Raw genomic sequence first — 20,396 nt, forward strand, 5'->3', positions numbered from 1 at the left:
GCGATTGCGCCCTTTCTCTCCGTCCGCACTTCGTAGTACCCTTTCGCCATGACTTCCTTGCACACTTCCGAACCGTTCCGCGCCGCCGCCTTCATCAAGGAAATCGGCCGCGGCAGCAAAGGCGCGCGCGGCATATCGCGCGACGACGCTTTTCAACTGTATGCCGCCATGCTCGACGGCCGCGTTTCCGATCTGGAGATGGGCGCGCTCGTGATGGCGCTGCGCATCAAGGGCGAATCGGTCGACGAAATCGCCGGGTTTCTCGATGCGGCGGAAGCCTCGTTCGACAAGCTGCACAATCCCGCCGGCGCCTATGCGCCGGTCGTCATCCCGAGCTACAACGGCTCGCGCCAGATGCCGAACCTGACGCCGCTGCTGGCGCTGCTGCTGGCGCGGCAAGGCGTACCCGTGCTGGTGCACGGCGTAACCGTCGATCCGGGACGGGTGACGACCGCCGAAATCTTCCGCGAACTCGGCTTGTCGTTCGCACAGTCGCCCCAGCAGGCAGAGACAGCTTTCGCAAGACGCGAGCCGGTCTTCATGCCGATCGAGGCGCTGGCGCCGAAAATCGCCCGCCTGCTGGCGCTGCGGCGCGTTCTCGGCGTGCGCAACACCACGCATACGCTGGTGAAGATCCTGCAGCCGTTTTCCGCAGCGGCGCTGCGCCTGACCTCGTACACGCATCCCGAATACCTGGACATGCTCACCGCCTATTTCAGCAATGCCGCGCCGCCGGCGCGCGGCGACGCCTTCCTGATGCGCGGCACCGAAGGGGAAACCGTGGCCAACGCCAAGCGCGCGCAGCAGATCGAATGGTTCCACGATCACCAGCGCACGACCCTGGTGCAGAAACAGGCGCCGGTGGACGAACTGCCGCCGTTGCCGCACCAAAGTGATGCCGCCACCACCGCCCGCTGGATCGAAGCCGCCCTGCGCGGCGAGCAACCGGTGCCGCAACCGATCGCGGAGCAGGTGGAACACTGTTTGCATGTAGCAAAGCGTCTACAGGCAAACAGTGTGTCCCATGAAAACGCAGGGTAAAGTCTTCCTCGTCGGCGCCGGCCCCGGCGATCCCGAACTCCTCACCATCAAGGCGGCCAGGACGATTGCCCTGGCCGACGTGATCCTGGTCGACGATCTGGTCAATCCGGAAATCCTCGACCATGCACGCTTGGACGCGCGCATCGTCCACGTCGGCAAGCGCGGCGGCTGTCAGTCCACGCCGCAGCAATTCATCGAGCGCCTGATGATTGCCGAGGCGCGGGCCGGACACTGCGTGGTGCGCCTGAAGGGCGGCGACCCGTTCATCTTCGGGCGCGGCGGCGAAGAGCGCGCGCACCTGCGGGGCGCGGGCATCGAAGTCGACGTCGTCAACGGCATCAGCAGCGGACTGGCCGCGCCGGCGTCGATCGGCGTGCCGCTCACGCATCGCGACTGGAGCCAGGGCGCGGTGTTCGTCACCGGCCACGGCAAGACGCCTGACGCCAATCCCGACTGGGCCGCGCTGGCAAGGCTGAACATGACGCTGGTGATCTATATGGGCGTGGCGCGCTGCGGCGAAATCCAGGCCGCGCTGCTGGCCGCCGGCAAGGCGGCCGACACGCCGGTGGCGGTGATACAGTCGGCTACATTGCAGGCGCAGGCACAGCTCGTCACCACCTTGGGCGAACTGTCGCTGGCGCTGGCCGCCTCCGGCCTGGGCAGCCCCGGCATCATTGTGATCGGCGACGTGGTGCGGTGCGCGGACCGGCAGGCCGGCGCAGGCTGGCATCCCGGACATGAATCCCGGCGCGTTGGACCTTAGATAATCTCCGCAAGCGATTTGGGCCGCCTTCCCGGGCGGCCTTTTTTTCGCCAGTTGTCAAGTCATTTTCCCGTTCGGTCACTGCAAAAAAGACGCTTCCAAATATTGCTGAACGGAACTTTGTATCGCTTCCGCTGACAAAGAGAGCAGTGCCGCCCGCCTTGATGGCGGCATCAACAAGGTGCCCCAGGGAGTTCTCAAAGCTTGTTTGAAAGGCCATAACTCGCTTCCATATCGGGCGCATGATGTCGTGCAGGCGTATCTGCGCGATGTTCGCAGGACGATGTCGATGCGTTGCATCCGGCTTGCAGACAGTCTCTTGATCCAACTCTCTTCCCTATAAAAAGTATTTCATGCTGGAGGAGTTATGAGCTGGTCTCTTCCGCCACTTGACCTGGCGCAGCCGCTGCAATGGAACGCGCTGCTGCTGTTCGGCAGCCTGCTGCTGCTGGGTCTGATGGGCGGTTATATCGTTGCAAAAAATTCGTGGATTCCCCGCATTACCGGTTATCTGCTGGTCGGTTTTGCGCTGGGCGCGGGCGGGGCCAACTGGCTCAGCGGCGATATCCTGAAGCTGGCCAATACCTTTTCCGATATCGCCCTGGCGCTGGTGGTCTACCAGCTCGGGCGCTATGTCGACATCGGCTGGCTGCGGCGCGAGAAGTGGTTGTTCGTCACCGTCGTCACCAGCGCAGTCCTGTGCTTCACGTTCGTGTGGGGCGGGCTCGAACTGATCGGCGTCTCACGTCCCCTGGCCACCCTGGCCGGCGTGTTCGCCATCGGCACCGCGCCCGCGGTCATCATGGTGGTGGTGCGCGACCTCGGCGCGGAAGGGCACGTCACGCGCCGCCTGGCCGCCATGACGGCGCTCAACAACCTGCTGGCGCTGCTGGCCGCCTACATCGTGCTGCCGATTGTCGCCACCGACTCCGGCACGCCGATCGAAACCCTGCTGTCGAGTACCTTGTACGCGCTGTGCGGTTCGGCCCTGCTGGCCTATTTCACCTATCGCCTGATGATGCCGCTGGCGCGCCTGTTGGGGCGCGAGCGCAGCCGGCAGTTCGTGCTGGTGATCGCCATCATCACGCTCATCATCGGCGCCGCTCATGCCTTGCATCTGCCGGTGCTGCTGACGATGCTGATGTTCGCGATCCTGTCGAAGAACCTCGACCTGCAGTACGACTTGATGGAGCTCGAGTTCGGCGTGGCCAGCGAATTGTTCATGGTCGTGCTGTTCGTGGCGATCGGCGCATCGATTACCTTGCCCGAACTGTTCGCCACCGGCGCGCTGGCCGTTGCGGTGCTGATCGGCGCGCGGCTGTTGGCCATGACCTGCGGCATCTTCGCCTTTGCCCGTCCGGCCAAGCTGAAATGGCGGCAGGCCGGCTATCTCGCGCTCGGTGCGCTGCCGATGGCCGAATCCGGGCTGAGCCTGATGCAGCTGTCCACGATCTACCCGCAGACCGCGGCCGCCGTAGCGCCGCTGCTGGCCGGCAGCCTGATCGTGCTGGAGCTGCTCGGCCCGATCGCCACCCAGTTCGCGCTGATCAAGTCGGGCGAAGGCGGCCACGAACACCACGCATAGCAAATCAAGGAGATCACGATGAGTAGCCTGCCATTCACGTCCTCGACGCCCTACACGATGGGCATCGAGCTGGAACTGCAACTGGTCAATCGCCGCAACTATAACCTCGCCACCGACGCGCTCGATCTGCTCAACTGGATTGAGCCGCGCGAGCTGCAGGACAAGATCAAGCTGGAAATCACGCAAGGCATGATCGAGCTAAATTCCGGCATTCACACCCGCGTTGACGAACTGATGCAGGAGCTGAAGGAATTGCGCGGCGCGCTGATCAAGAGCGCGCAACGCCTGAACATCGACATCGCCGGCGGTGGCGCGCATCCGTTCCAGAGCTGGAGCGAACAGCGCATCACGCCGAACGAGCGCTTCCATCACTTGCACAAGAAATACGGCTACCTGGCCAAGACCTTCACCGTGTTCGGCCAGCACATCCATATCGGCGTGGCCAATGGTGACGACGCGCTGTACCTGACGCATGGCTTCTCGCGCTACGTGCCGCACTTCATCGCGCTGTCCGCCGCGTCGCCGTTCTACCAGGGCGTCGACACCGCGTTCGACTCTTCGCGCAGCAACGTCGTGCGCGCGTTCCCGCTGGCCGGCACGGTGCCGGTGGTGACCAAGTGGAGCGACTTCGAGAATTATTACGATGAACTGCTCAAGCTCGGCATCATCGGCAGCATGAAGGATTTTTACTGGGACATCCGTCCCAAACCGGAATACGGCACGGTCGAGATCCGCGTGTGCGACACGCCGCTCACGCTGGAGCTGGCTGCGCTCCTGGGCTGCTACGCGCAGCTGCTGGCGCGCTGGCTGTTGACCGAGCGGCCGATCGAGATCCACGAGGATTACTACCTGCTGTACCAGTACAACCGCTTCGCCGCCAGCCGCTACGGGCTGGATGGCGAAATCGCGCTGCAGGGGCCGGACAAGAATTCGCCGGCGGTCAAGCAGACGATCTACACCAGCATCATCGAGCGCCTGCACGACCTGAACCGCTATGCGAAGAACGACGCCGAGCTCAAGGCGCTGATCCGACTGCGCCAGATGGCGCACGACCGGCAGAACGACGCGTCCTGGCTGCGCCAGACCTACAAGCAGCGCGGCTCGCTCAACGACGTCACGCGCATGGCGTCCGAGTTGTGGATGAAGCACACCTCGCTTCCCTACGTGCAGTAGGAACTGGCGCAATCCGGACCGCGAATTCGGATGAGCCCGTACAATCACGGCTGATCCGAATTCGCACAAGCCATGACAAACCAATTTGATGTTGCAGTAATCGGCGCAGGCGCGGCCGGCATGATGTGTGCCGCCGTCGCCGGCCAGCGCGGGAAGAAAGTCGTGCTGATCGACCACGCGTCGAGACTGGCCGAGAAGATCCGCATCTCCGGCGGCGGGCGCTGCAATTTCACCAACCTGCACGCCGGCCCGCAGAATTACCTCTCGAACAATCCGCATTTCTGCAAGAGCGCGCTGTCGCGCTACACGCCGCAGGATTTCCTCACGCTGGTCAAGCGCTACCGCATCGCGTACCACGAGAAACACAAGGGACAACTGTTCTGCGACGAGTCGGCCGAGCAGATCATCGACATGCTCAAAGCCGAGTGCGAGCGCGGCCATGTCGCCTGGCGCATGCCGTGCAAGATCGACGCCGTCGGCAAGGAAGGCGAGAGGTTCCGGCTCGATACCAGTGCCGGAACGATCACCGCCGACCACGTCGTCGTCGCCACCGGAGGCTTGTCCATTCCCAAGATCGGCGCCACGGATTTCGCCTATCGCGTCGTCAGGCAGTTCGGACTCAAGCTGGTCGAGACGCGCCCCGGGCTGGTGCCGCTGACGTTCGATGAGGCGGCGTGGCAGCCGTTCGTCGCGCTGGCCGGCATCGCCCTGGAAGTCGATATCGAAACCGGTGAAAAGAAATCGCGCGCGCATTTTCGTGAAGACTTGCTGTTCACACATCGTGGCCTGTCGGGCCCGGCCGTCCTGCAGATATCGAGTTTCTGGCGGCCTGGCGCAGCCCTGACCCTGAACCTGGTGCCGGAAACGGATATCGCCGAAACCCTTATCCAGGGCAAAGGCGCGCTCAAGAAAAACCTCGGCAACCTGCTGGCGCAGTGGCTGCCGGCGCGCCTGGCGGAAGGCTGGCTGCTGGCAAACGACTTCAAGCCGGAGGCGCGCATCGCCGACATGCCGGACAAGCAGTTGCGCCGTCTCGGCGAGTCGCTCAATCGCTGGGTGGTGGTGCCCAGCGGCTCGGAAGGTTATCGCAAGGCGGAAGTGACCTGCGGCGGCGTCGATACGCGCGAGCTGTCGCAGCAGAGCATGATGGCGACCAAGGTGCCGGGACTGCATTTTGTCGGGGAAGCCATGGACGTCACAGGCTGGCTTGGTGGATACAATTTCCAATGGGCATGGGCATCGGGCATGGCGGCGGGATTATCTTTCCAATAATCAATTGCAAATTGGCGACAAAACTGTTAACACTCTTTTCAAGCCGATTCAATGCTGATATACTCGCCCTCTTTCCCTAAAAACCCTCGGTTGAGTTTACATGACCACAATTCGCCTTAAAGAGAACGAGCCTTTCGAAGTTGCCATGCGTCGCTTCAAGCGCACCATCGAGAAAACCGGTCTGCTGACCGAGTTGCGTGCGCGCGAGTTTTACGAGAAGCCGACCGCAGAGCGCAAGCGTAAGCTCGCCGCTGCCGTGAAGCGCCACTACAAGCGCATCCGCAGCCAGCAATTGCCGAAGAAGCTGTACTGATTTTTGCTGCCGCACGCTGTGTGCGGTATCGCGCAAACCCGCTCCGGAGTTGTCCCGCAGCGGGTTTTGGCGTTTCAGGCCGGTGATGTGCGGCTTGCTGGTCCGAATGATCTGATATTGGAGAAAACATGAGTCTCAAAGAAAAAATCAATGAAGACATGAAGGCTGCCATGCGCGCCAAGGACATGGCCAAGCTCGGCACGATCCGCTTGCTGACCGCCGCCATGAAGCAAAAGGAAGTCGACGAGCGCATCGAGTTGACCGACGCCCACGTCCTCGCGATCATCGAAAAGATGATCAAGCAGCGCAAGGATTCGATTTCCCAGTTCGAGGCCGGCGGCCGCCAGGATTTGGCTGATAACGAAAAGGCCGAGATGGCCGTGCTGTCGGTCTACATGCCGGCCGCCATGTCGGAAGCCGAAATCCAGTCCGAAGTCGCTGCGGCCGTTGCCGCCGCTGGCGCGGCCGGCCCGCAGGACATGGGTAAGGTGATGGCGGTGCTCAAGCCGAAGCTGGCTGGCCGCGCCGACATGACTGCCGTATCCGGGCTGGTCAAGGCCGCGCTGTCCAAGGCGTGATCGTCGGCTGTTTAAAAACGGCCGTCTGCCCCCATTTTCAGGCCATGATGCGATCGATTGGATCGCTTCATGGCTTTTTCGTCAGTACTCCGGATTTTTCAGGCGCGCAGTGATCCCACAGTCTTTCATTCAGGATTTGCTCAACCGGGTCGACATCGTCGATGTGGTCGGGCGCTACGTGCAACTGAAAAAGGGTGGCGCCAACTTCATGGGCTTGTGCCCGTTTCATAACGAAAAATCCCCCAGTTTCACCGTCAGTCCGACCAAGCAGTTCTATCACTGCTTCGGCTGCGGCGCGCACGGTACCGCGATCGGTTTTTTGATCGAATATTCGGGTCTCGGCTTTGTCGACGCCGTCAAGGACCTGGCGCAGAACGTCGGCATGGTTGTGCCCGAGCAGGATCGCCTGCTGCCGGCGCAGCGCGCCGAAGTGCAGGCCAAGAGCCTGGCGCTGTCGGATGTGATGGCCAAGGCGAGCGACTTCTACCGGCAGGAGCTGCGCGGCGCGCAGAATGCGATCGCCTACCTGAAAAAACGCGGCTTGACTGGCGAGATCGCGGCAAAGTTTGCGTTGGGCTATGCGCCGGACGGCTGGGACGGCTTAGGCGCCGTATTTCCCCGCTATGAAGCGCCGGAGCTGGTCGAGGCCGGCCTAGTGATCGACAAGAGCGAGGAGGGGGGCGGTGGGCGCAAGCGTTATGACCGTTTCCGTGATCGCATCATGTTCCCGATTCGCAACACTAAGGGGCAGGTGATCGGCTTCGGCGGGCGCGTGCTCGATGCCGGCGAGCCGAAGTACTTGAACTCGCCGGAAACACCCTTATTCCAGAAGGGGAGTGAGCTGTACGGCTTGTTCGAGGCCCGGCAAGCCATTCGCGAAGCCGGCTATGCGCTCGTCACCGAGGGGTACATGGATGTGGTCGCGCTGGCCCAGCTCGGCTTTCCGCAGGCGGTCGCGACCCTCGGCACGGCCTGTACGCCGACCCATGTGCACAAGTTGCTGCGCCAGACCGATCACGTGATTTTCAGCTTCGACGGCGATGCCGCCGGGCGCCGCGCGGCACGCCGCGCGCTTGACGCCTGTCTGCCGCACGCGACTGACAACAAGACGCTGAAATTCCTGTTCCTGCCGGCCGAGCACGACCCGGACAGCTATATCCGGGAACTCGGCGCCGAGGCATTCGAGCAGCAGGTGCGCGACGCGATGCCGCTGTCACAGTTCTTGCTCAATGAGGTCACGCGGGACAACGACTTGCGCACCCCGGAAGGCCGGGCCAAGGCGCAATTCGAGGCCAAGCCTTTGCTGCAGGCGATGCCGCCGTCGGGCTTGCGACTGCAGATCGTGCGCAGCCTGGCGCAGGCAACGCAGACCACGCCGGCCGAGATCGAGGCGCTGTTCGAGTTGGCGCAGCCGGTGGCCCGCACCAAGGTTGCGCCGGCGCGCACCAAGCGCACGCCGCCGATAGGGTTGGAGCGCCAGATGATGCGCATTCTGGTGGCGCATCCCGAGCTGGCCGCCGATCTCGACCAGGGCGCGTTGGATGCGGCCGCACGACTCGCGCCGGACAATGCGGAGATGTTGCTGCAATTGATCGGCGCCTGCCAGGCGCTCGGCGAGCGGGCCAATTTCGCGGCGCTGGCCGAGCAGCTGCGCACGGTGAGCGCGGATTTCGATCCGCTGATCACCGAAGTTGCTTCCGACGATGCGGAATCCGATCCGCAGGCGGCGCGGCTGGAACTTGCCGGAGCGGTGCGCAAGACTAAAATGCAATTATTGAAAGCCGAACTGGACCAGTTGGTTACAACCGGATTGGCAACGGAAGAGGCGCGTACACGATATCGCGAAGTGATGCAACTGCAGGAGCAACTCCGGCGGCAAGCTGAGGTCGAACGTATGCCGCGAACGTAACAGTAATGCTTTTAGCTGGAGAAATGTTGCTCCCTGTGTTATAATTAAAAGCTTTTGATTCAAGGCCTTACGAAATTTCGACTGTCGAACCGGCTTCCATTCCAGCCATGAATCGATGATCGAAAAGTAAGCAATTTGTCGCGCGGGCGAATGCCGAAGCAAGTCAATAATCGGCTCCACCAGGCGCAATCCCTCGGCGCACGAGAGCATTAGATGGTATTGATTCCATGGCAAACGCAATGAAAAAACCCGCGAAAACGACTGTTACCGCAAAAAAAGCAAAACCGGCTGCAACTAAACCGGCCTCGAGCAAGTCGATGGCTAAGCCTGCCGTGAAGAAGGCTGCCGCCAGCACGACCAAGACCCCGAGCAAAGCCGTAACGAAGACCGCCGCCGCGGCACCGAAGAAGGCGCCGGCCGCGCCCGCAACCAAGGCGAAAACTTCATCCCGAGCCGCAGCCAAGCCGGCTCCCGAGAAATTGAAAGCACCCGTGACGACCAAAAAACCTGAATCGAAGACAGCACCCAAGGCCGCCAAGGCCAAGGCCGAGCCGAAGACCGAATCCAAGGTGATGGCAGTCAGCCAGACGACGGACGCCGCCGCTCTGGCTGCGATCGACACCTCCAGCTATGTGCTGCCAGGCGTGAAAGTGCCCGGCCGCCGCGGACGCAAGCCGAAGGAGTTCCAGCCGGAGAATGACGAAGTCGCCGCGCTCAACGCCGTCGAGCGCGCCGAGCTGAAGGCCGCCGACAAGGCGCGCGCCAAGGATCGCAAGGCCAAGGAAAAGGCGCTGTTGAAAGATGCATTCTCGTCCGACACCGAGGCGACCGAGGAAGAGCTCGAGCAGCGTCGCCAGAAGCTCAAGACCCTGATCAAGCTGGGCAAGGAGCGCGGCTTCCTCACGTATTCCGAAATCAACGATCACCTGCCGGAAAACATTGTCGATCCGGAAGCGATCGACGGCATCATCGGTACTTTCAACGACATGGGCATTGCCGTCTACGAGCAAGCCCCTGATGCCGAGACGCTGCTGTTGTCCGATAACGTTGCCAATGTCACCGGTGATGATGATGACGCCGAAGCCGCTGCCGAAGCGGCGCTGTCGACGGTCGATTCCGACTTCGGCCGCACTACCGACCCGGTGCGCATGTACATGCGTGAAATGGGTTCGGTCGAGCTGCTGACGCGCGAAGGCGAAATCGAGATCGCCAAGCGGATCGAAGAGGGTCTGAAGGACATGATCCAGGCGATCTCCGCCTGCCCGACCACGATTGCCGAGATTCTCGCCGCCGCCGAGCGCATCGAAAAGGATGAGATCAAGGTCGATGAAGTCGTCGACGGACTGGTCGACCCGAATGCCTCGGAAGATACCGCGGCCGCTCCTGTTGCCGCCGCTTCTGATGATGAAGAGGACGAGGAAGAAGAGGACGAAGAGGACGAAGAAGAAGAGGACAATAGCGGCGGCGGTGCCGCCGGCTTCTCCGCAGAACAGCTGGAACAGCTGAAGCGCGACTCGCTGGGCAAGTTCGAGCTGATCGCTTCCCAGTTCGATAAGATGCGCAAGGCCTACGAGAAGGAAGGCTACAACTCCAAGTCGTACGTGAAGGCGCAGGAAACGATCTCGAACGAGCTGCTGTCGATCCGCTTTACCGCCAAGTTCGTCGAAAAGCTGTGCGACACGCTGCGTGGCCAGGTCGACGAAGTGCGTCACATCGAAAAGCAAATCCTCGATGTGGCCGTGAATCGTTGCGGCATGCCCCGCACTCACTTCATCAAGGTTTTCCCGGGCAATGAAACCAATCTCGACTGGATCGACGGTGAAGTCGCCGCCAGCGAGTCATACAGTGCCGTGCTCGGCCGTAACGTCCCCGCCATCAAGGAGCTGCAGCAAAAGCTGATCGACCTGCAAGCGCGCGTCGTGCTGCCGCTGCCGGACCTGCGCAACATCAACAAGAAGATGGCTGCCGGCGAGATGAAGGCGCGCAAGGCCAAGCGCGAAATGACCGAAGCGAACCTGCGTCTGGTGATCTCGATTGCGAAGAAGTACACCAACCGCGGCCTGCAATTCCTCGACCTGATCCAGGAAGGTAACATCGGCCTGATGAAGGCGGTGGACAAGTTCGAATACCGTCGCGGCTACAAGTTCTCGACCTACGCGACATGGTGGATCCGCCAGGCGATCACCCGCTCGATTGCGGACCAGGCTCGCACGATTCGTATCCCGGTGCACATGATCGAAACGATCAACAAAATGAACCGTATCTCGCGCCAGATTCTGCAGGAAACCGGCGCCGAGCCGGATCCGGCCACGCTCGCGATCAAGATGGAAATGCCGGAAGATAAAATCCGCAAGATCATGAAGATCGCGAAAGAGCCGATTTCGATGGAAACGCCGATCGGCGATGACGACGATTCGCATCTGGGCGACTTCATCGAAGACAACAACACATTGGCCCCGGCCGATGCGGCCTTGCATGCGTCGATGCGCGGCGTGGTCAAGGACGTGCTCGATTCGCTGACGCCGCGCGAAGCGAAGGTGCTGCGCATGCGCTTCGGTATTGAAATGTCGACCGACCACACGCTGGAAGAAGTCGGCAAGCAGTTCGACGTCACGCGCGAGCGCATTCGTCAAATAGAGGCTAAAGCGCTGCGCAAGCTGCGCCACCCGTCGCGCTCCGACAAGCTGAAGAGCTTCCTCGAAGGCAGTTAATCGTTTAACATTGCCAAACTTCTTGGGCGGGTAACACCGCCCAAGTTTTTGGCAGCGTCCATCGGGCCTCTAGCTCATGCTTGGTTAGAGCAGCGGACTCATAATCCGTTGGTGCCGTGTTCGACTCACGGGAGGCCCACCAAAATTTAGTAGTGGAATCAAAGAGTTATGACTTGAGATTAGCAGTTTTTGATTGGGGTAAATTTTGAGTTTTACACCGTTTTTACCCCAATCTCTTCAGCATATAAAAATGCCCGGGGTAAAACTGCTCTGCTACTAAGACAAAAAAGGGACGACGGCTTACGCTATCGTCCCTTTTTTCTTATCTCTGGAGTTATTTAATCGCTTGGAGGCGGTAGCGTCGCAGAGTAAAAGGCTTGGCGGAATATGCCTTGATAATCCGAATTTGCGTGTCCGTATCACTCCCGATTTTCTCCAGCATTGCCTCGCCCTTGGCCAGGGCCAAGTCCATTGCTGCAGGTTTGTATTGCTCCGGATTCCGTCGATACGTGGCTATTTGTCTGGCCATGTCAGCTGCTGCGGCAGCTATTTGCAGTGCATGACAGGCCTCATCCAGTTTTTTTCCCACTGTCGCGTTGATTGCAATCTTCATATATGACACCGCAGTATCAAAATCCGCCATCTCAGCCTTCGTCGCTTTCCGGGTTGCCATCTTCTTAGCCGGTGCTACTGCCTTCTTCTCTGCCGGCTTTTTAGCCGCTGCGGCCTTTTTTGCTGGTGCCGCAGTTTTCTTCACTACCACTTTCTTAGCCGGTGCTGCCTTTTTCACTGCTGCCGTCTTCTTCACTACCGGCTTCTTTGCTGCTGCTGCTTTCTTTGCTGCTGCCATTTCTTTGTCCTCAAATATTATTGATGCAAGGAAATGTTACCAGTTAAACGAGTAACTTCCTTGCATTTTGGAAACTGATTAAAGCAACTCTTCTTGCATTTCCAGGAGTCGTTCGGCGCCAATCACTGGCAGCAGCACATCGTGTAATGCTGCGTACGTCCGCATGATTTCCGACATCTGCGCTTCCAAGCTCACTGCCACCGGCACTTCGATTGGATTAGCTAACGGTGTCCAGCAACCATCTGCAGTGCGCTCGGCCAGATGCGCGGTCCATGTTTGTGCCCGGAGTTTCAGTTCGAGCCTCATGTAAAGTTGGTATGCCTCTGCATGTCGCGGATGGTCCGTCGGCAGTAGTACCTCAATTCGTAGCGCGCCAAAATCGTCGGCGAACCAGGGGATAACAGCAACACCACTCTTTGTCAGTGCGGTTGTCAGTGTTTGTGTCGTCCACTCAAGGGTGAGCATGAGTGACTGCCAGGCGTGGATATTCTTATTGATGCGGCGTGTTTCGGCGCTCTTTGTCATTTTCCTGTCCTTTAGTTTTTGTGTTGGGTAATAAAAAAGGCCCCTCGGGGCCTTGTAATCAAATTTGGTTTGTTTCGTCTGCCGTTTCGCGCAGTAAATCGGCCATCTCCGAGGTGTGGGTGAATCCCTCTTCGATGTGCTCTGTGCCAGCTAGCCGCGCCAGGGCTTGCCACCAGCGGTCCATGACGCGGTAGCACTCGTCGTAGCAAGCCAGTCCCGCCAGAAAGTCCTCAAAGACGTCTACGCCAGCAAACAGCTGAGATACCCACGTGTCTGTATCAACGATACCGGCCTCCACGGCGGCAGTAATAGCGTCCAACACCTCGTACATCCCCATCGGAATTTCCGTGAAGGGCGTGAATTTTTTCGTGCGTTTGTTGAATCCGCCTGCCTCGCATTTGATGTTGTCGAGTGTTTGGGCTTTATGTTTGTATGCAGTGATGAGTGCCATGATTTTTATCCTATAAATTTTGTATTGGGTAATAAAAAAGGCCCCTCGGGGCCTCTTGATTAGTGTTTTTTACGAGTTACGCCAATTTGAACGCGGGATGCTCGTCGTAGTGATTGCTGATGTCGAATAGCGTCAACAGATTGCCCTCGATATCTCCGAGGTCTTCATCAATCGCAGCCACGGCTTGTTCCGGTGTGTCGTGCTTTTCAAGCGATTGAGCCAGTAAGCGTGTCAACGCGTGGACGCGGTCCAGTTCCAGCATCGCGCGGTAGAACTCGCCACTCTTGAACAAATCCACCGCGTTCTGTGCGTACCCCGCGAGTTTGTCTTGAGAGGCTTTGGGGCAGGCGTCCAATTTCGTGGCCGGGTCGGGGAGATTGCGGAGTTGTTCAACGGCTTCGTCGAATGTCATGTTTTTGTTCAGCTTCATATTTTCTCCTAAGCTTGAAATGTATTTTTTGTGAAACGAATGAAACCAGCCGCGCAGAGCAAAGTGCCTAGCGTCAGGGCTGGTGTTGCTTGGGGGTGTTCTGGGGATTTATTGAGCGCCTGATTAGGCGCTTGAGGTGGTGCGGCTTAGCGTTCCGCTGACTACCTCTGTCTGAATTTTTAAAGTGCAAACCTTACGAGAATAGTTACTCGTTCCGCGCTTCGTTGTGAGCCCGGGGCATCGACTGCTTGTTTCCGACTTCCTGAGCCGGAGCAGCTGGTTTGCACTTCAAAAGAAGTAGTGAAACGAAATATATAGAAATAAATTCTGTTGGGCAACTATTTTTTTCAACAGCATGATAGCGCGCCAGGGCGCTAGCGCGCTATCACTGTAATCGCATCAATTTTGATTCCAATCGGCTGAACTCCGCCTCAAGAACAGCGTAGTCCTGCCAGTCGTCTCCGCCATAAGATATGAATCTGGCAAACTTGGCGAGTCGGCGGTCGAGGAGAGACTGGTAGACCCAATGCTCCGTGTGGTCCGGTGGGGGCGTAGTCGCGCATCTGCGCGTCTTGGTCTATCGATTCTAGGTTTTTCGCTTCATCCCTCCTAGAGACCGGGGGGATGAACCATCTTTTCGTTATCAAGACCCATTGACCAGGCGAACCCGATGGCGCCGAGCCGCAAACAATACCGCACGACGCACTTCACTGAGCGGTAACTTGCGGAACCCCTCCAAAATTTCTGTGACCGGTACTTTTACGCGAGCGATATCAATTCCGACAGACTGACACCAGGAGCGGATACCATATTCGCAGCTGCCTGTCTGCCGCGCGTCATCAAGGCTGACCTTGACGTCGCTGGCTGAAAATTTGGCGATAAACGAGTCGACCGATGACGACAGGTCAGCAACCGTGGCCATGTGTTTTTTAAGGATTCGACACTTGCGCAGTAGTCCTGCAATGGCGTTTTCCGGGGTGTCGCCATGAAAGTGCTCGTCCCCGCTCTTTGCAATGAATCCGCGTTCTGTCCTTACGTCATAGCCACGGCCCTGGCTTGCCCATACTGCGTCATACAGTGCAATGCCAGCAGGGCTTTCCATCGGCAGGACATCTAGCGTGAGCAATCCGCCAAGGTTAGCCAAGCCCTTGCGCTCGACTCTCAGCCGCCAGTCGGCCGGCACACATATCTGGTGGTTATCGACATTGGCTCCCCATCCTTTATATGCGCCACGATAGACATCGTAATTGCGGCCAAGCTCGACCGAGTAATTGACCTTGCTTGTGCAGGACGCGAACCCCACGGTAAAGCGGGTGCCGCCAGGTGCGCCATGACGGAACGCTCCCTTGGCATGCGCCGATATGGCGCGTATCCGGAGTGCGGTAAGCCGCTTGGACGGTGTTCCTTTTGGAAGAAGAACCGGCGCGCGGCCAGAGGGTGTGGGGAGCGACGGAACGGGTTGAGAAAGCCGGGCACTGGCTCTGTCGCAGAAGCGCTGCGCGCGCACCATCTCAAAATCGGCACGCAGTTCTTGCACACGTTCGACGTTAGCAGGATTGCCCGCAAGGCCGATTGCGCGGAGTGCGGCCATGATAGCCTTCTTGGTGTGGCCAGTGTCGGTCGCAGCCGTCTTGATGAGTTTGACTTCTTTGTCGTGCGCCGACGGAGATTTCCCGGCCGCCGTAGTGCCTGCAAAGTTGGAATTGCCCTGAGTGGTTGCATGAACCATGATGATGTCCTCACAAAAAATTGGTAAGGACAAGTGTAAAAATCAGGTTTTAGCCTTTTTGGAAGCAGCGTGAAAAAAATTCTTGGGCAGTTGTTCAAGCGTGCGTACGCAGACGACAGCCGCAATGAAGGCGCCTGGACGATAATTTTATCGGCTCGAGGTTACATGCTTTGCGGATTTGCCGAAAATCTCAGCTGCCCTAGGGAACCGTCACCAAACCACGTGCTAAAATAATTTCTACAGTGCAACTATTTGTGACTTGCACGCGCAAACCGTGCGCGCATATCGGTACTCCGGCCATTCATAAAGCTTGGCCTCAAGGCGTGATTCGGCATGAAGAAATTTCGTTGGTTGACCCGTCTGTTGTCGCGCAAGTCTCCTATCGGCTCCGAGTTCGGCCAGGCGAAGCTCCGGGTGATGAATGTCACACCGTTCTGCCTGTACCTTATTCTGGCGTGGTATCGCGATTGGCATGCCGTGCCTGCCAATGTAGCCATAGGCGCATTGGGATACATCCTTTATGCCGTGCTCTGGGTGTTCGTTGTACAGTTTTCCATTCTGAATATTCAGCTGCGGCGGACGCTGGCCGCCATATTGGACCAGGCGTTGCCTGCCATCGGGATGTATCTCGCTGGGTTTCTGGCCGGTTTGGTTGCCTGGGTTCCCGCTCTCGGGTCCATCGGTAGCGGCATGCGGTTCGGGACAAGATATGCGTGGCTCTCGTCGGCGGTCGGCGGCCCGGCTATGGGCGCCGCATTCTTCTTCTCGTCCGACTGGCGAAGCATTCCGGGCGTTGCGGCCGGCATCGTGCTCGTCAACGTCCTGTTGCCACTCTATGTTGTTGTCCTCGTCAAGCGACTCGAAGAGGAGAAATCCGCATTCGAATCGCGTGTCGCACACCTTGAGGTCGCCACCAAACACGACCCGTTGACGGGATTATTGAACCGTGCCGGATTCGGGGATGTACTTGAAGAATTGCGGGCGGCGGATACTAAACCTGGCGAAAAGACCGCAGTACTGGTATTGGACTTGGATGGATTTAAGGCTATCAACGATGCCTGCGGACATGCTGCCGGCGACACGGTATTGAAGGCCGTCGCCGCTTCATTAGTTCGCTGCGTGCGGCATTCGGATAAGGTTGCTAGGCTGGGCGGGGATGAATTTGGCATAGCGCTTCGGCACGTTGTCAGTGAAGACAATGCTGAACGGCTCGCAGCAGGGGTGCTCAGCGCAATCGAACGGGTAGTCACTCCACGCGACGATTTACGGCTTGGAGCAAGCGTTGGAATATGCATGTTGCCCAATCCGGAACTGCATACAAATGAGGCAATTATCGAAGCAGCAGACCGCTTAATGTACAAAGCGAAAGCGGAGGGAAAGAACCAGTTTCGTATGTGTCATTGCGGGTAAATAAGCAATTCCCGGACGCAGTGAATTCTCTGGTTGTCGTCGTGAACATTGGACGTTGTTGACGCGCGTAATACGGCTGACACAGGTACCGTAATACCGTAATACCGTAATACCGTAATGCCGTAATGCCGGGGCGAGATTCGGGAGCAGGTCGAGTAAGTTAGCCCAGCTGAACCGATTGCGTGGCTAGCACGCTGGAAGAGAATTTGCAGAGCAGTTAGCTGAGTAACGGAACTCATTTTGACTTGCATCTGGTAGCGACGTGGAAGAGCGTGTTTTTGCAGCGAGTATTGCAGGCTGCTCACGAAGCCTGTTCCTGCTCGATTCAAAACGCCAAGCAGGAGCTTGAATTTTAGAAACGCATCGCAGATACTGTATGTATATACAGTTTAATGTCATAAAGAATTATCTGCCATGTCGTCACAACAAGACCCCGTGCCGCTGGATGTCAATCCGCTGGTTTTGACCCAGTTCGGGGCTACTGTGCGAACAGGCTTTCCCAGTCCGGCGGCAGACCACAGCCAAAAAAGAATCGACCTGAATGCCCACTTGCTCCTTAACCCGGAAGCATCGTTCCTTTTTCGCGTCCGGGGCGACTCGATGATTAACGTCGGCATCTTTGACGGCGATACGATTGTTGTTGACCGCTCCATCGAACCGAAGCACCGGCACATTGTGCTGGCCATCGTGGATGAGGAATTTACCGTCAAGCGGCTGTATCGGCGCGGGAAGACCATCCGCCTCTTGGCGGAAAATCCGGCGTATCCGCCGATTGATTTGAAGGATGGGCAAGAGCTGCGCGTGTGGGGCGTAGTCACCTATAACCTTCGCAAGCTGCTCAACGGCTAGCAGCGCCATGGACTCGTCAATCCGCAGCCTGGCATTAGTCGACTGCAACAACTTCTATTGCAGTTGCGAGAGAGTGTTCAGGCCGGACCTCGATGGGAAGCCAGTGGTCGTCCTTTCGAATAACGACGGCTGCGTCGTCGCGCGGTCCAACGAATCTAAGGCGCTGGGTGTCAAGATGGGCGAACCCTGGTTCAAGTTAAGAAACCTGGCCAGGGAGCACGGCATCGTCGCCTTCTCGTCCAATTACGCGTTATATGCCGACATGAGCAATCGCGTCATGTCTATCCTGTCCCAGTTTTCGCCGGTCCAGGAAGTCTATTCGATAGATGAATGCTTTCTCGACCTGACGGGGTTCACGGATATTCGCGAGCGGGCATACGACGTTCGAAAAACCATTTTGCAGTGGACTGGACTTACCGTCTGTGTAGGCATCGGCCCATCCAAGACGTTGGCCAAGCTCGCTAACCACGTCTCGAAAAAGCATCCAAAATCAAAAGGGGTATTCGATTACAACTTACTCAGTCAGTCGCAGCAAGACAACGTTCTAGCCCACCTGGAAGCGGGCGATGTGTGGGGTATCGGCAGGAAGCTGTCGACAGGATTGAGCACCATTGGAATTGATTCCGTCTTGCAGTTACGGGACGCAGATGCTCCTTCACTGAGAGCGCGCTATGGTGTTGTAATGGAGAAGACCATTCGGGAGCTGCGTGGTGACGCCTGCATCGAGCTAGAAGAAGTCGAACCCCCCAAAAAACAAATTGTTTCCAGTCGCTCGTTTGGTCAATGCGTGACCGAGTTGCACGACCTACAGGATGCTGTTGCCCACTTCATATCCAATGCTGCCGGAAAACTGCGAACGCAGAAATCCGTTGCGGGACTGCTGCAGGTGTTTATTCTCACCGACCGGTTCAGGCCGGAAAAGTCGCAATATTCCCCATGCATTTCCATTCCATTGCCGGTCCCGACTGCCGATTCGTTGCAGCTCAATCGCTGGGCATGCGATGGATTGAAGCGCATCTATCGGGCTGGCTACGACTACAAGAAGGCCGGCGTCATCCTCGCTGACATCAGGCCAGAGCATATTGTGCAAGAGGACTTGTTCGCGGTCCAAGAAACGAAGCCGAGAGAAGCCCTGATGGACGCGCTGGATAAAATCAATGCTCGCTTTGGACGAGGTGCATTGAAGATTTCAAGTGATGGCTCGCACCGGGCATGGGAAATGAGAGCGGACAACAGGAGCCCACACTACACGACGGATTGGGAGCAAATTGCTGAGTGTCGTTGAATAAAAAAGAATGCTTCCGTCTTCGCGTTGCAAAGACAGGCCTATTAGTATGGTGAAAATGAGCGAAAAATTATTGGAGTAAATGCATGAATCAAATCCTTATCGTTGGTGTTGGAGGTGCCGGTTGCGCGATTGCCGCGCATATTCACTCCACAATCGGCGGGCGAGCTATAGCGGTCAACACGGACAGCAACGCACTTAAGCGCGTTTCCCTCCCAGAGCAGCTATTGATAGGTCTTCACGCCTGCCGCGGCGCGGGTGCGCAGGTTCCGGAGCGAGGACGGCGAGCCGCAGTTGAGTCGCGAACAGAACTGGCGGCAATCATGGACGGTTCGTCGTTGCTCATTCTTTTGACGGGGCTGGGTGGCGGAACTGGAACAGGCGCAGTGCCAGTTATCGTGCAGATTGCCCAAGACAAGGGATTGGAAGTATTGGCCGCAGTCACGTTGCCGTTTACTGTGGAAGGAGCTCGGCGGCAAGCGGCGTTGGAAGGGCTTCGAACGCTGAACGCAACAGGCATTTCAAGTTTTGTTTATGACCTTGCCGAAGCTGAAAGCCACGCGCCAGAATCGGGCATGGACGAATCACTGAAAAACGCGAACCAAATTATTGGTGATGAAGTCGTGCGTAGGGTGGAGAAATATCGGCTGTTGGTGGCTGGTAGATAGCAATTCCAGGGGGGCCTGCCAAGATGGATGAGCGGTTATTCGCCCGGGTACATGTTGTAACTGCCGAAGGGGAGAGCGAAATGGTTTCGGAAAAGGACGCCAATAGGCTATTGGCTGAAAAATATGCAGAAGCCGTAAACCTTAAAAGGCTCGCCGCCCTAGCAGATAAATCGCCTCGCTTGTCTGGGCTATTTCTCCCAGGGATAACGGAAAGTTATCTCACCAGCCGACTCAAGGTCATGATAGTTGGCAAGGAAACGAGAGGATGGGCAAAGCCGAAAGAAGTAAAAGATTTAACGAATACAGAGAACTACATTGAATGCGTCATGAAGCAGCATGTACGCGTTCTACGCAAGCCACCGTCGGCGTCGAAATTTTTTCAATTTTATCGTGCTGCATGCCAAGCTCTCAGTGACAAAAAACCTCCTGCAGCAGATGCAGTGGCATGGGCGAATCTTTTTTGCCTAAGCTACCGGTCCAGCACCCCGACCAGATGTTTAGACAGCTTTGAAGAAATCAAGGAACTATCCCGAACCTTGCTTCGCATTCAGGTAGAGGTTTTCCGGCCTGATGTGATGCTGTTTGTGACTGGCACGGGCTACGACAGCTATATAAAGGAGTTTTTTGATGTTACCGGTAGCCAAAGACTTGTGCCCAAGGCATTGTGGTCGTTCAAGGCCGATGGTATTCAGGCATACAGAACCAGTCATCCGCAATGGGAAAAAGGGCGGCAATACCGCGAACAAGCACTTGTGCTAATGCAGGAAATGGCGACCAGTGTAAGGGAACAGGTGGCAGCGTAGTCAATTGTGTAGTGACCGCGAGGACTTGGGCCAAATAGTCGTGTACTTCCC

At 57.8% G+C, this 20,396-nt stretch carries 20 protein-coding genes and 1 tRNA gene; 15 read left to right on the plus strand and 6 right to left on the minus strand.

Translation table 11 applies throughout. The features are described 5' to 3' along the window. Positions 1-48: 48 nt before the first annotated feature. The 8 genes from ybiB (at position 49) to dnaG (ending at position 8,634) form a co-directional block, all read left to right on the plus strand. Positions 49-1,041, plus strand: coding sequence for a DNA-binding protein YbiB (gene ybiB, locus FAY22_RS00340; RefSeq protein ID WP_146328387.1), 993 nt, complete (start codon positions 49-51; stop codon positions 1,039-1,041). Continuing rightward, entirely contained in the window at positions 1,025-1,804 is a 780-nt protein-coding gene (gene cobA / locus FAY22_RS00345) for a uroporphyrinogen-III C-methyltransferase (RefSeq protein WP_146328388.1), read from the plus strand. The genes ybiB and cobA overlap by 17 nt, the downstream gene beginning before the upstream one ends. 367 nt (positions 1,805-2,171) lie before the next feature. Next, complete coding sequence (locus FAY22_RS00350; RefSeq protein WP_146328389.1) at positions 2,172-3,389, plus strand: cation:proton antiporter; 1,218 nt, start codon at positions 2,172-2,174, stop codon at positions 3,387-3,389. Positions 3,390-3,407: 18 nt separating this feature from the next. Next, entirely contained in the window at positions 3,408-4,562 is a 1,155-nt protein-coding gene (locus tag FAY22_RS00355) for a YbdK family carboxylate-amine ligase (protein ID WP_146328390.1), read from the plus strand. A 72-nt stretch (positions 4,563-4,634) separates the two neighbouring features. Next, complete coding sequence (locus tag FAY22_RS00360; protein WP_146328391.1) at positions 4,635-5,834, plus strand: NAD(P)/FAD-dependent oxidoreductase; 1,200 nt, start codon at positions 4,635-4,637, stop codon at positions 5,832-5,834. A gap of 100 nt (positions 5,835-5,934) precedes the next feature. Further along, a complete protein-coding gene (gene rpsU, locus FAY22_RS00365; protein WP_005665410.1) occupies positions 5,935-6,147 on the plus strand; it encodes a 30S ribosomal protein S21 in 213 nt (70 codons plus the stop codon). Between the two features lie 128 nt (positions 6,148-6,275). Then, positions 6,276-6,725, plus strand: coding sequence for a GatB/YqeY domain-containing protein (locus FAY22_RS00370; RefSeq protein WP_146328392.1), 450 nt, complete (start codon positions 6,276-6,278; stop codon positions 6,723-6,725). A gap of 109 nt (positions 6,726-6,834) precedes the next feature. Continuing rightward, positions 6,835-8,634: a DNA primase gene (dnaG, locus tag FAY22_RS00375; RefSeq protein WP_146328393.1), complete on the plus strand. Its 1,800-nt coding sequence runs from the start codon at positions 6,835-6,837 to the stop codon at positions 8,632-8,634. Positions 8,635-8,797: 163 nt separating this feature from the next. Here dnaG and FAY22_RS22100 read toward each other — a convergent pair whose 3' ends face one another. Continuing rightward, positions 8,798-9,163: a hypothetical protein gene (locus FAY22_RS22100; protein WP_210411863.1), complete on the minus strand. Its 366-nt coding sequence runs from the start codon at positions 9,161-9,163 to the stop codon at positions 8,798-8,800. Here FAY22_RS22100 and rpoD point away from each other — a divergent pair. Both rpoD and FAY22_RS00385 read left to right on the plus strand, forming a co-directional pair. Beyond that, on the plus strand, positions 9,126-11,345 hold the full coding sequence (gene rpoD / locus FAY22_RS00380; protein WP_210411864.1) for an RNA polymerase sigma factor RpoD: 2,220 nt from the start codon (positions 9,126-9,128) through the stop codon (positions 11,343-11,345). The two genes, FAY22_RS22100 and rpoD, sit on opposite strands and share 38 nt — an antisense overlap. A gap of 63 nt (positions 11,346-11,408) precedes the next feature. After that, positions 11,409-11,487, plus strand: a tRNA-Ile gene (locus FAY22_RS00385). Positions 11,488-11,679: 192 nt separating this feature from the next. Here the strand turns inward: FAY22_RS00385 and FAY22_RS22105 are convergent. From FAY22_RS22105 to FAY22_RS00410, 5 genes are all read right to left on the minus strand, one after another. Beyond that, on the minus strand, positions 11,680-12,195 hold the full coding sequence (locus FAY22_RS22105) for a hypothetical protein (protein ID WP_210411865.1): 516 nt from the start codon (positions 12,193-12,195) through the stop codon (positions 11,680-11,682). A gap of 78 nt (positions 12,196-12,273) precedes the next feature. After that, positions 12,274-12,720 (minus strand): hypothetical protein, encoded by a 447-nt coding sequence (locus FAY22_RS00395; RefSeq protein WP_146328395.1) that lies wholly within the window; start codon positions 12,718-12,720, stop codon positions 12,274-12,276. A gap of 58 nt (positions 12,721-12,778) precedes the next feature. Next, positions 12,779-13,171, minus strand: coding sequence for a hypothetical protein (locus FAY22_RS00400; protein ID WP_146328396.1), 393 nt, complete (start codon positions 13,169-13,171; stop codon positions 12,779-12,781). Positions 13,172-13,247: 76 nt separating this feature from the next. After that, positions 13,248-13,601 carry a hypothetical protein gene (locus tag FAY22_RS00405; RefSeq protein ID WP_146328397.1) on the minus strand — a complete coding sequence of 118 codons (354 nt, stop codon included), beginning with the start codon at positions 13,599-13,601 and terminating at the stop codon, positions 13,248-13,250. Positions 13,602-14,244: 643 nt separating this feature from the next. Continuing rightward, positions 14,245-15,330: a hypothetical protein gene (locus tag FAY22_RS00410; RefSeq protein WP_146328398.1), complete on the minus strand. Its 1,086-nt coding sequence runs from the start codon at positions 15,328-15,330 to the stop codon at positions 14,245-14,247. A gap of 333 nt (positions 15,331-15,663) precedes the next feature. On the opposite strand from FAY22_RS00410, the gene FAY22_RS00415 reads away from it, so the two are divergent. The 5 genes from FAY22_RS00415 to FAY22_RS00435 all read left to right on the plus strand — a co-directional run bounded on the left by FAY22_RS00415 (position 15,664) and on the right by FAY22_RS00435 (position 20,345). Then, the gene (locus FAY22_RS00415) at positions 15,664-16,740 is read left to right on the plus strand and encodes a GGDEF domain-containing protein (protein WP_146328399.1); all 1,077 of its coding nucleotides are present in this window, start codon (positions 15,664-15,666) and stop codon (positions 16,738-16,740) included. Between the two features lie 414 nt (positions 16,741-17,154). After that, on the plus strand, positions 17,155-17,589 hold the full coding sequence (locus FAY22_RS00420) for a LexA family transcriptional regulator (RefSeq protein ID WP_146328400.1): 435 nt from the start codon (positions 17,155-17,157) through the stop codon (positions 17,587-17,589). A 7-nt stretch (positions 17,590-17,596) separates the two neighbouring features. Then, positions 17,597-18,874: a Y-family DNA polymerase gene (locus FAY22_RS00425; RefSeq protein ID WP_146328401.1), complete on the plus strand. Its 1,278-nt coding sequence runs from the start codon at positions 17,597-17,599 to the stop codon at positions 18,872-18,874. 86 nt (positions 18,875-18,960) lie between these two features. Further along, complete coding sequence (locus FAY22_RS00430; protein WP_146328402.1) at positions 18,961-19,542, plus strand: hypothetical protein; 582 nt, start codon at positions 18,961-18,963, stop codon at positions 19,540-19,542. A gap of 80 nt (positions 19,543-19,622) precedes the next feature. After that, entirely contained in the window at positions 19,623-20,345 is a 723-nt protein-coding gene (locus FAY22_RS00435) for a hypothetical protein (protein WP_146328403.1), read from the plus strand. Positions 20,346-20,396 lie beyond the last annotated feature (51 nt).

Origin of the sequence: Noviherbaspirillum sp. UKPF54, assembly GCF_007874125.1 — a bacterium.
In the GTDB taxonomy this organism is placed as follows: Bacteria; Pseudomonadota; Gammaproteobacteria; order Burkholderiales; family Burkholderiaceae_D; genus Noviherbaspirillum.

Bases quoted from the DNA above. Each gene is read 5' to 3' on its own strand.
- ybiB (WP_146328387.1), top strand. From the start codon at position 49: ATGACTTCCTTGCACACTTCCGAACCGTTCCGCGCCGCCGCCTTCATC.
- cobA (WP_146328388.1), top strand. From the start codon at position 1,025: ATGAAAACGCAGGGTAAAGTCTTCCTCGTCGGCGCCGGCCCCGGCGAT.
- FAY22_RS00350 (WP_146328389.1), top strand. From the start codon at position 2,172: ATGAGCTGGTCTCTTCCGCCACTTGACCTGGCGCAGCCGCTGCAATGG.
- FAY22_RS00355 (WP_146328390.1), top strand. From the start codon at position 3,408: ATGAGTAGCCTGCCATTCACGTCCTCGACGCCCTACACGATGGGCATC.
- FAY22_RS00360 (WP_146328391.1), top strand. From the start codon at position 4,635: ATGACAAACCAATTTGATGTTGCAGTAATCGGCGCAGGCGCGGCCGGC.
- rpsU (WP_005665410.1), top strand. From the start codon at position 5,935: ATGACCACAATTCGCCTTAAAGAGAACGAGCCTTTCGAAGTTGCCATG.
- FAY22_RS00370 (WP_146328392.1), top strand. From the start codon at position 6,276: ATGAGTCTCAAAGAAAAAATCAATGAAGACATGAAGGCTGCCATGCGC.
- FAY22_RS22105 (WP_210411865.1), bottom strand. From the start codon at position 12,195: ATGGCAGCAGCAAAGAAAGCAGCAGCAGCAAAGAAGCCGGTAGTGAAG.
- FAY22_RS00395 (WP_146328395.1), bottom strand. From the start codon at position 12,720: ATGACAAAGAGCGCCGAAACACGCCGCATCAATAAGAATATCCACGCC.
- FAY22_RS00400 (WP_146328396.1), bottom strand. From the start codon at position 13,171: ATGGCACTCATCACTGCATACAAACATAAAGCCCAAACACTCGACAAC.
- FAY22_RS00405 (WP_146328397.1), bottom strand. From the start codon at position 13,601: ATGAAGCTGAACAAAAACATGACATTCGACGAAGCCGTTGAACAACTC.
- FAY22_RS00410 (WP_146328398.1), bottom strand. From the start codon at position 15,330: ATGGTTCATGCAACCACTCAGGGCAATTCCAACTTTGCAGGCACTACG.
- FAY22_RS00415 (WP_146328399.1), top strand. From the start codon at position 15,664: ATGAAGAAATTTCGTTGGTTGACCCGTCTGTTGTCGCGCAAGTCTCCT.
- FAY22_RS00420 (WP_146328400.1), top strand. From the start codon at position 17,155: ATGTCGTCACAACAAGACCCCGTGCCGCTGGATGTCAATCCGCTGGTT.
- FAY22_RS00425 (WP_146328401.1), top strand. From the start codon at position 17,597: ATGGACTCGTCAATCCGCAGCCTGGCATTAGTCGACTGCAACAACTTC.
- FAY22_RS00430 (WP_146328402.1), top strand. From the start codon at position 18,961: ATGAATCAAATCCTTATCGTTGGTGTTGGAGGTGCCGGTTGCGCGATT.
- FAY22_RS00435 (WP_146328403.1), top strand. From the start codon at position 19,623: ATGGTTTCGGAAAAGGACGCCAATAGGCTATTGGCTGAAAAATATGCA.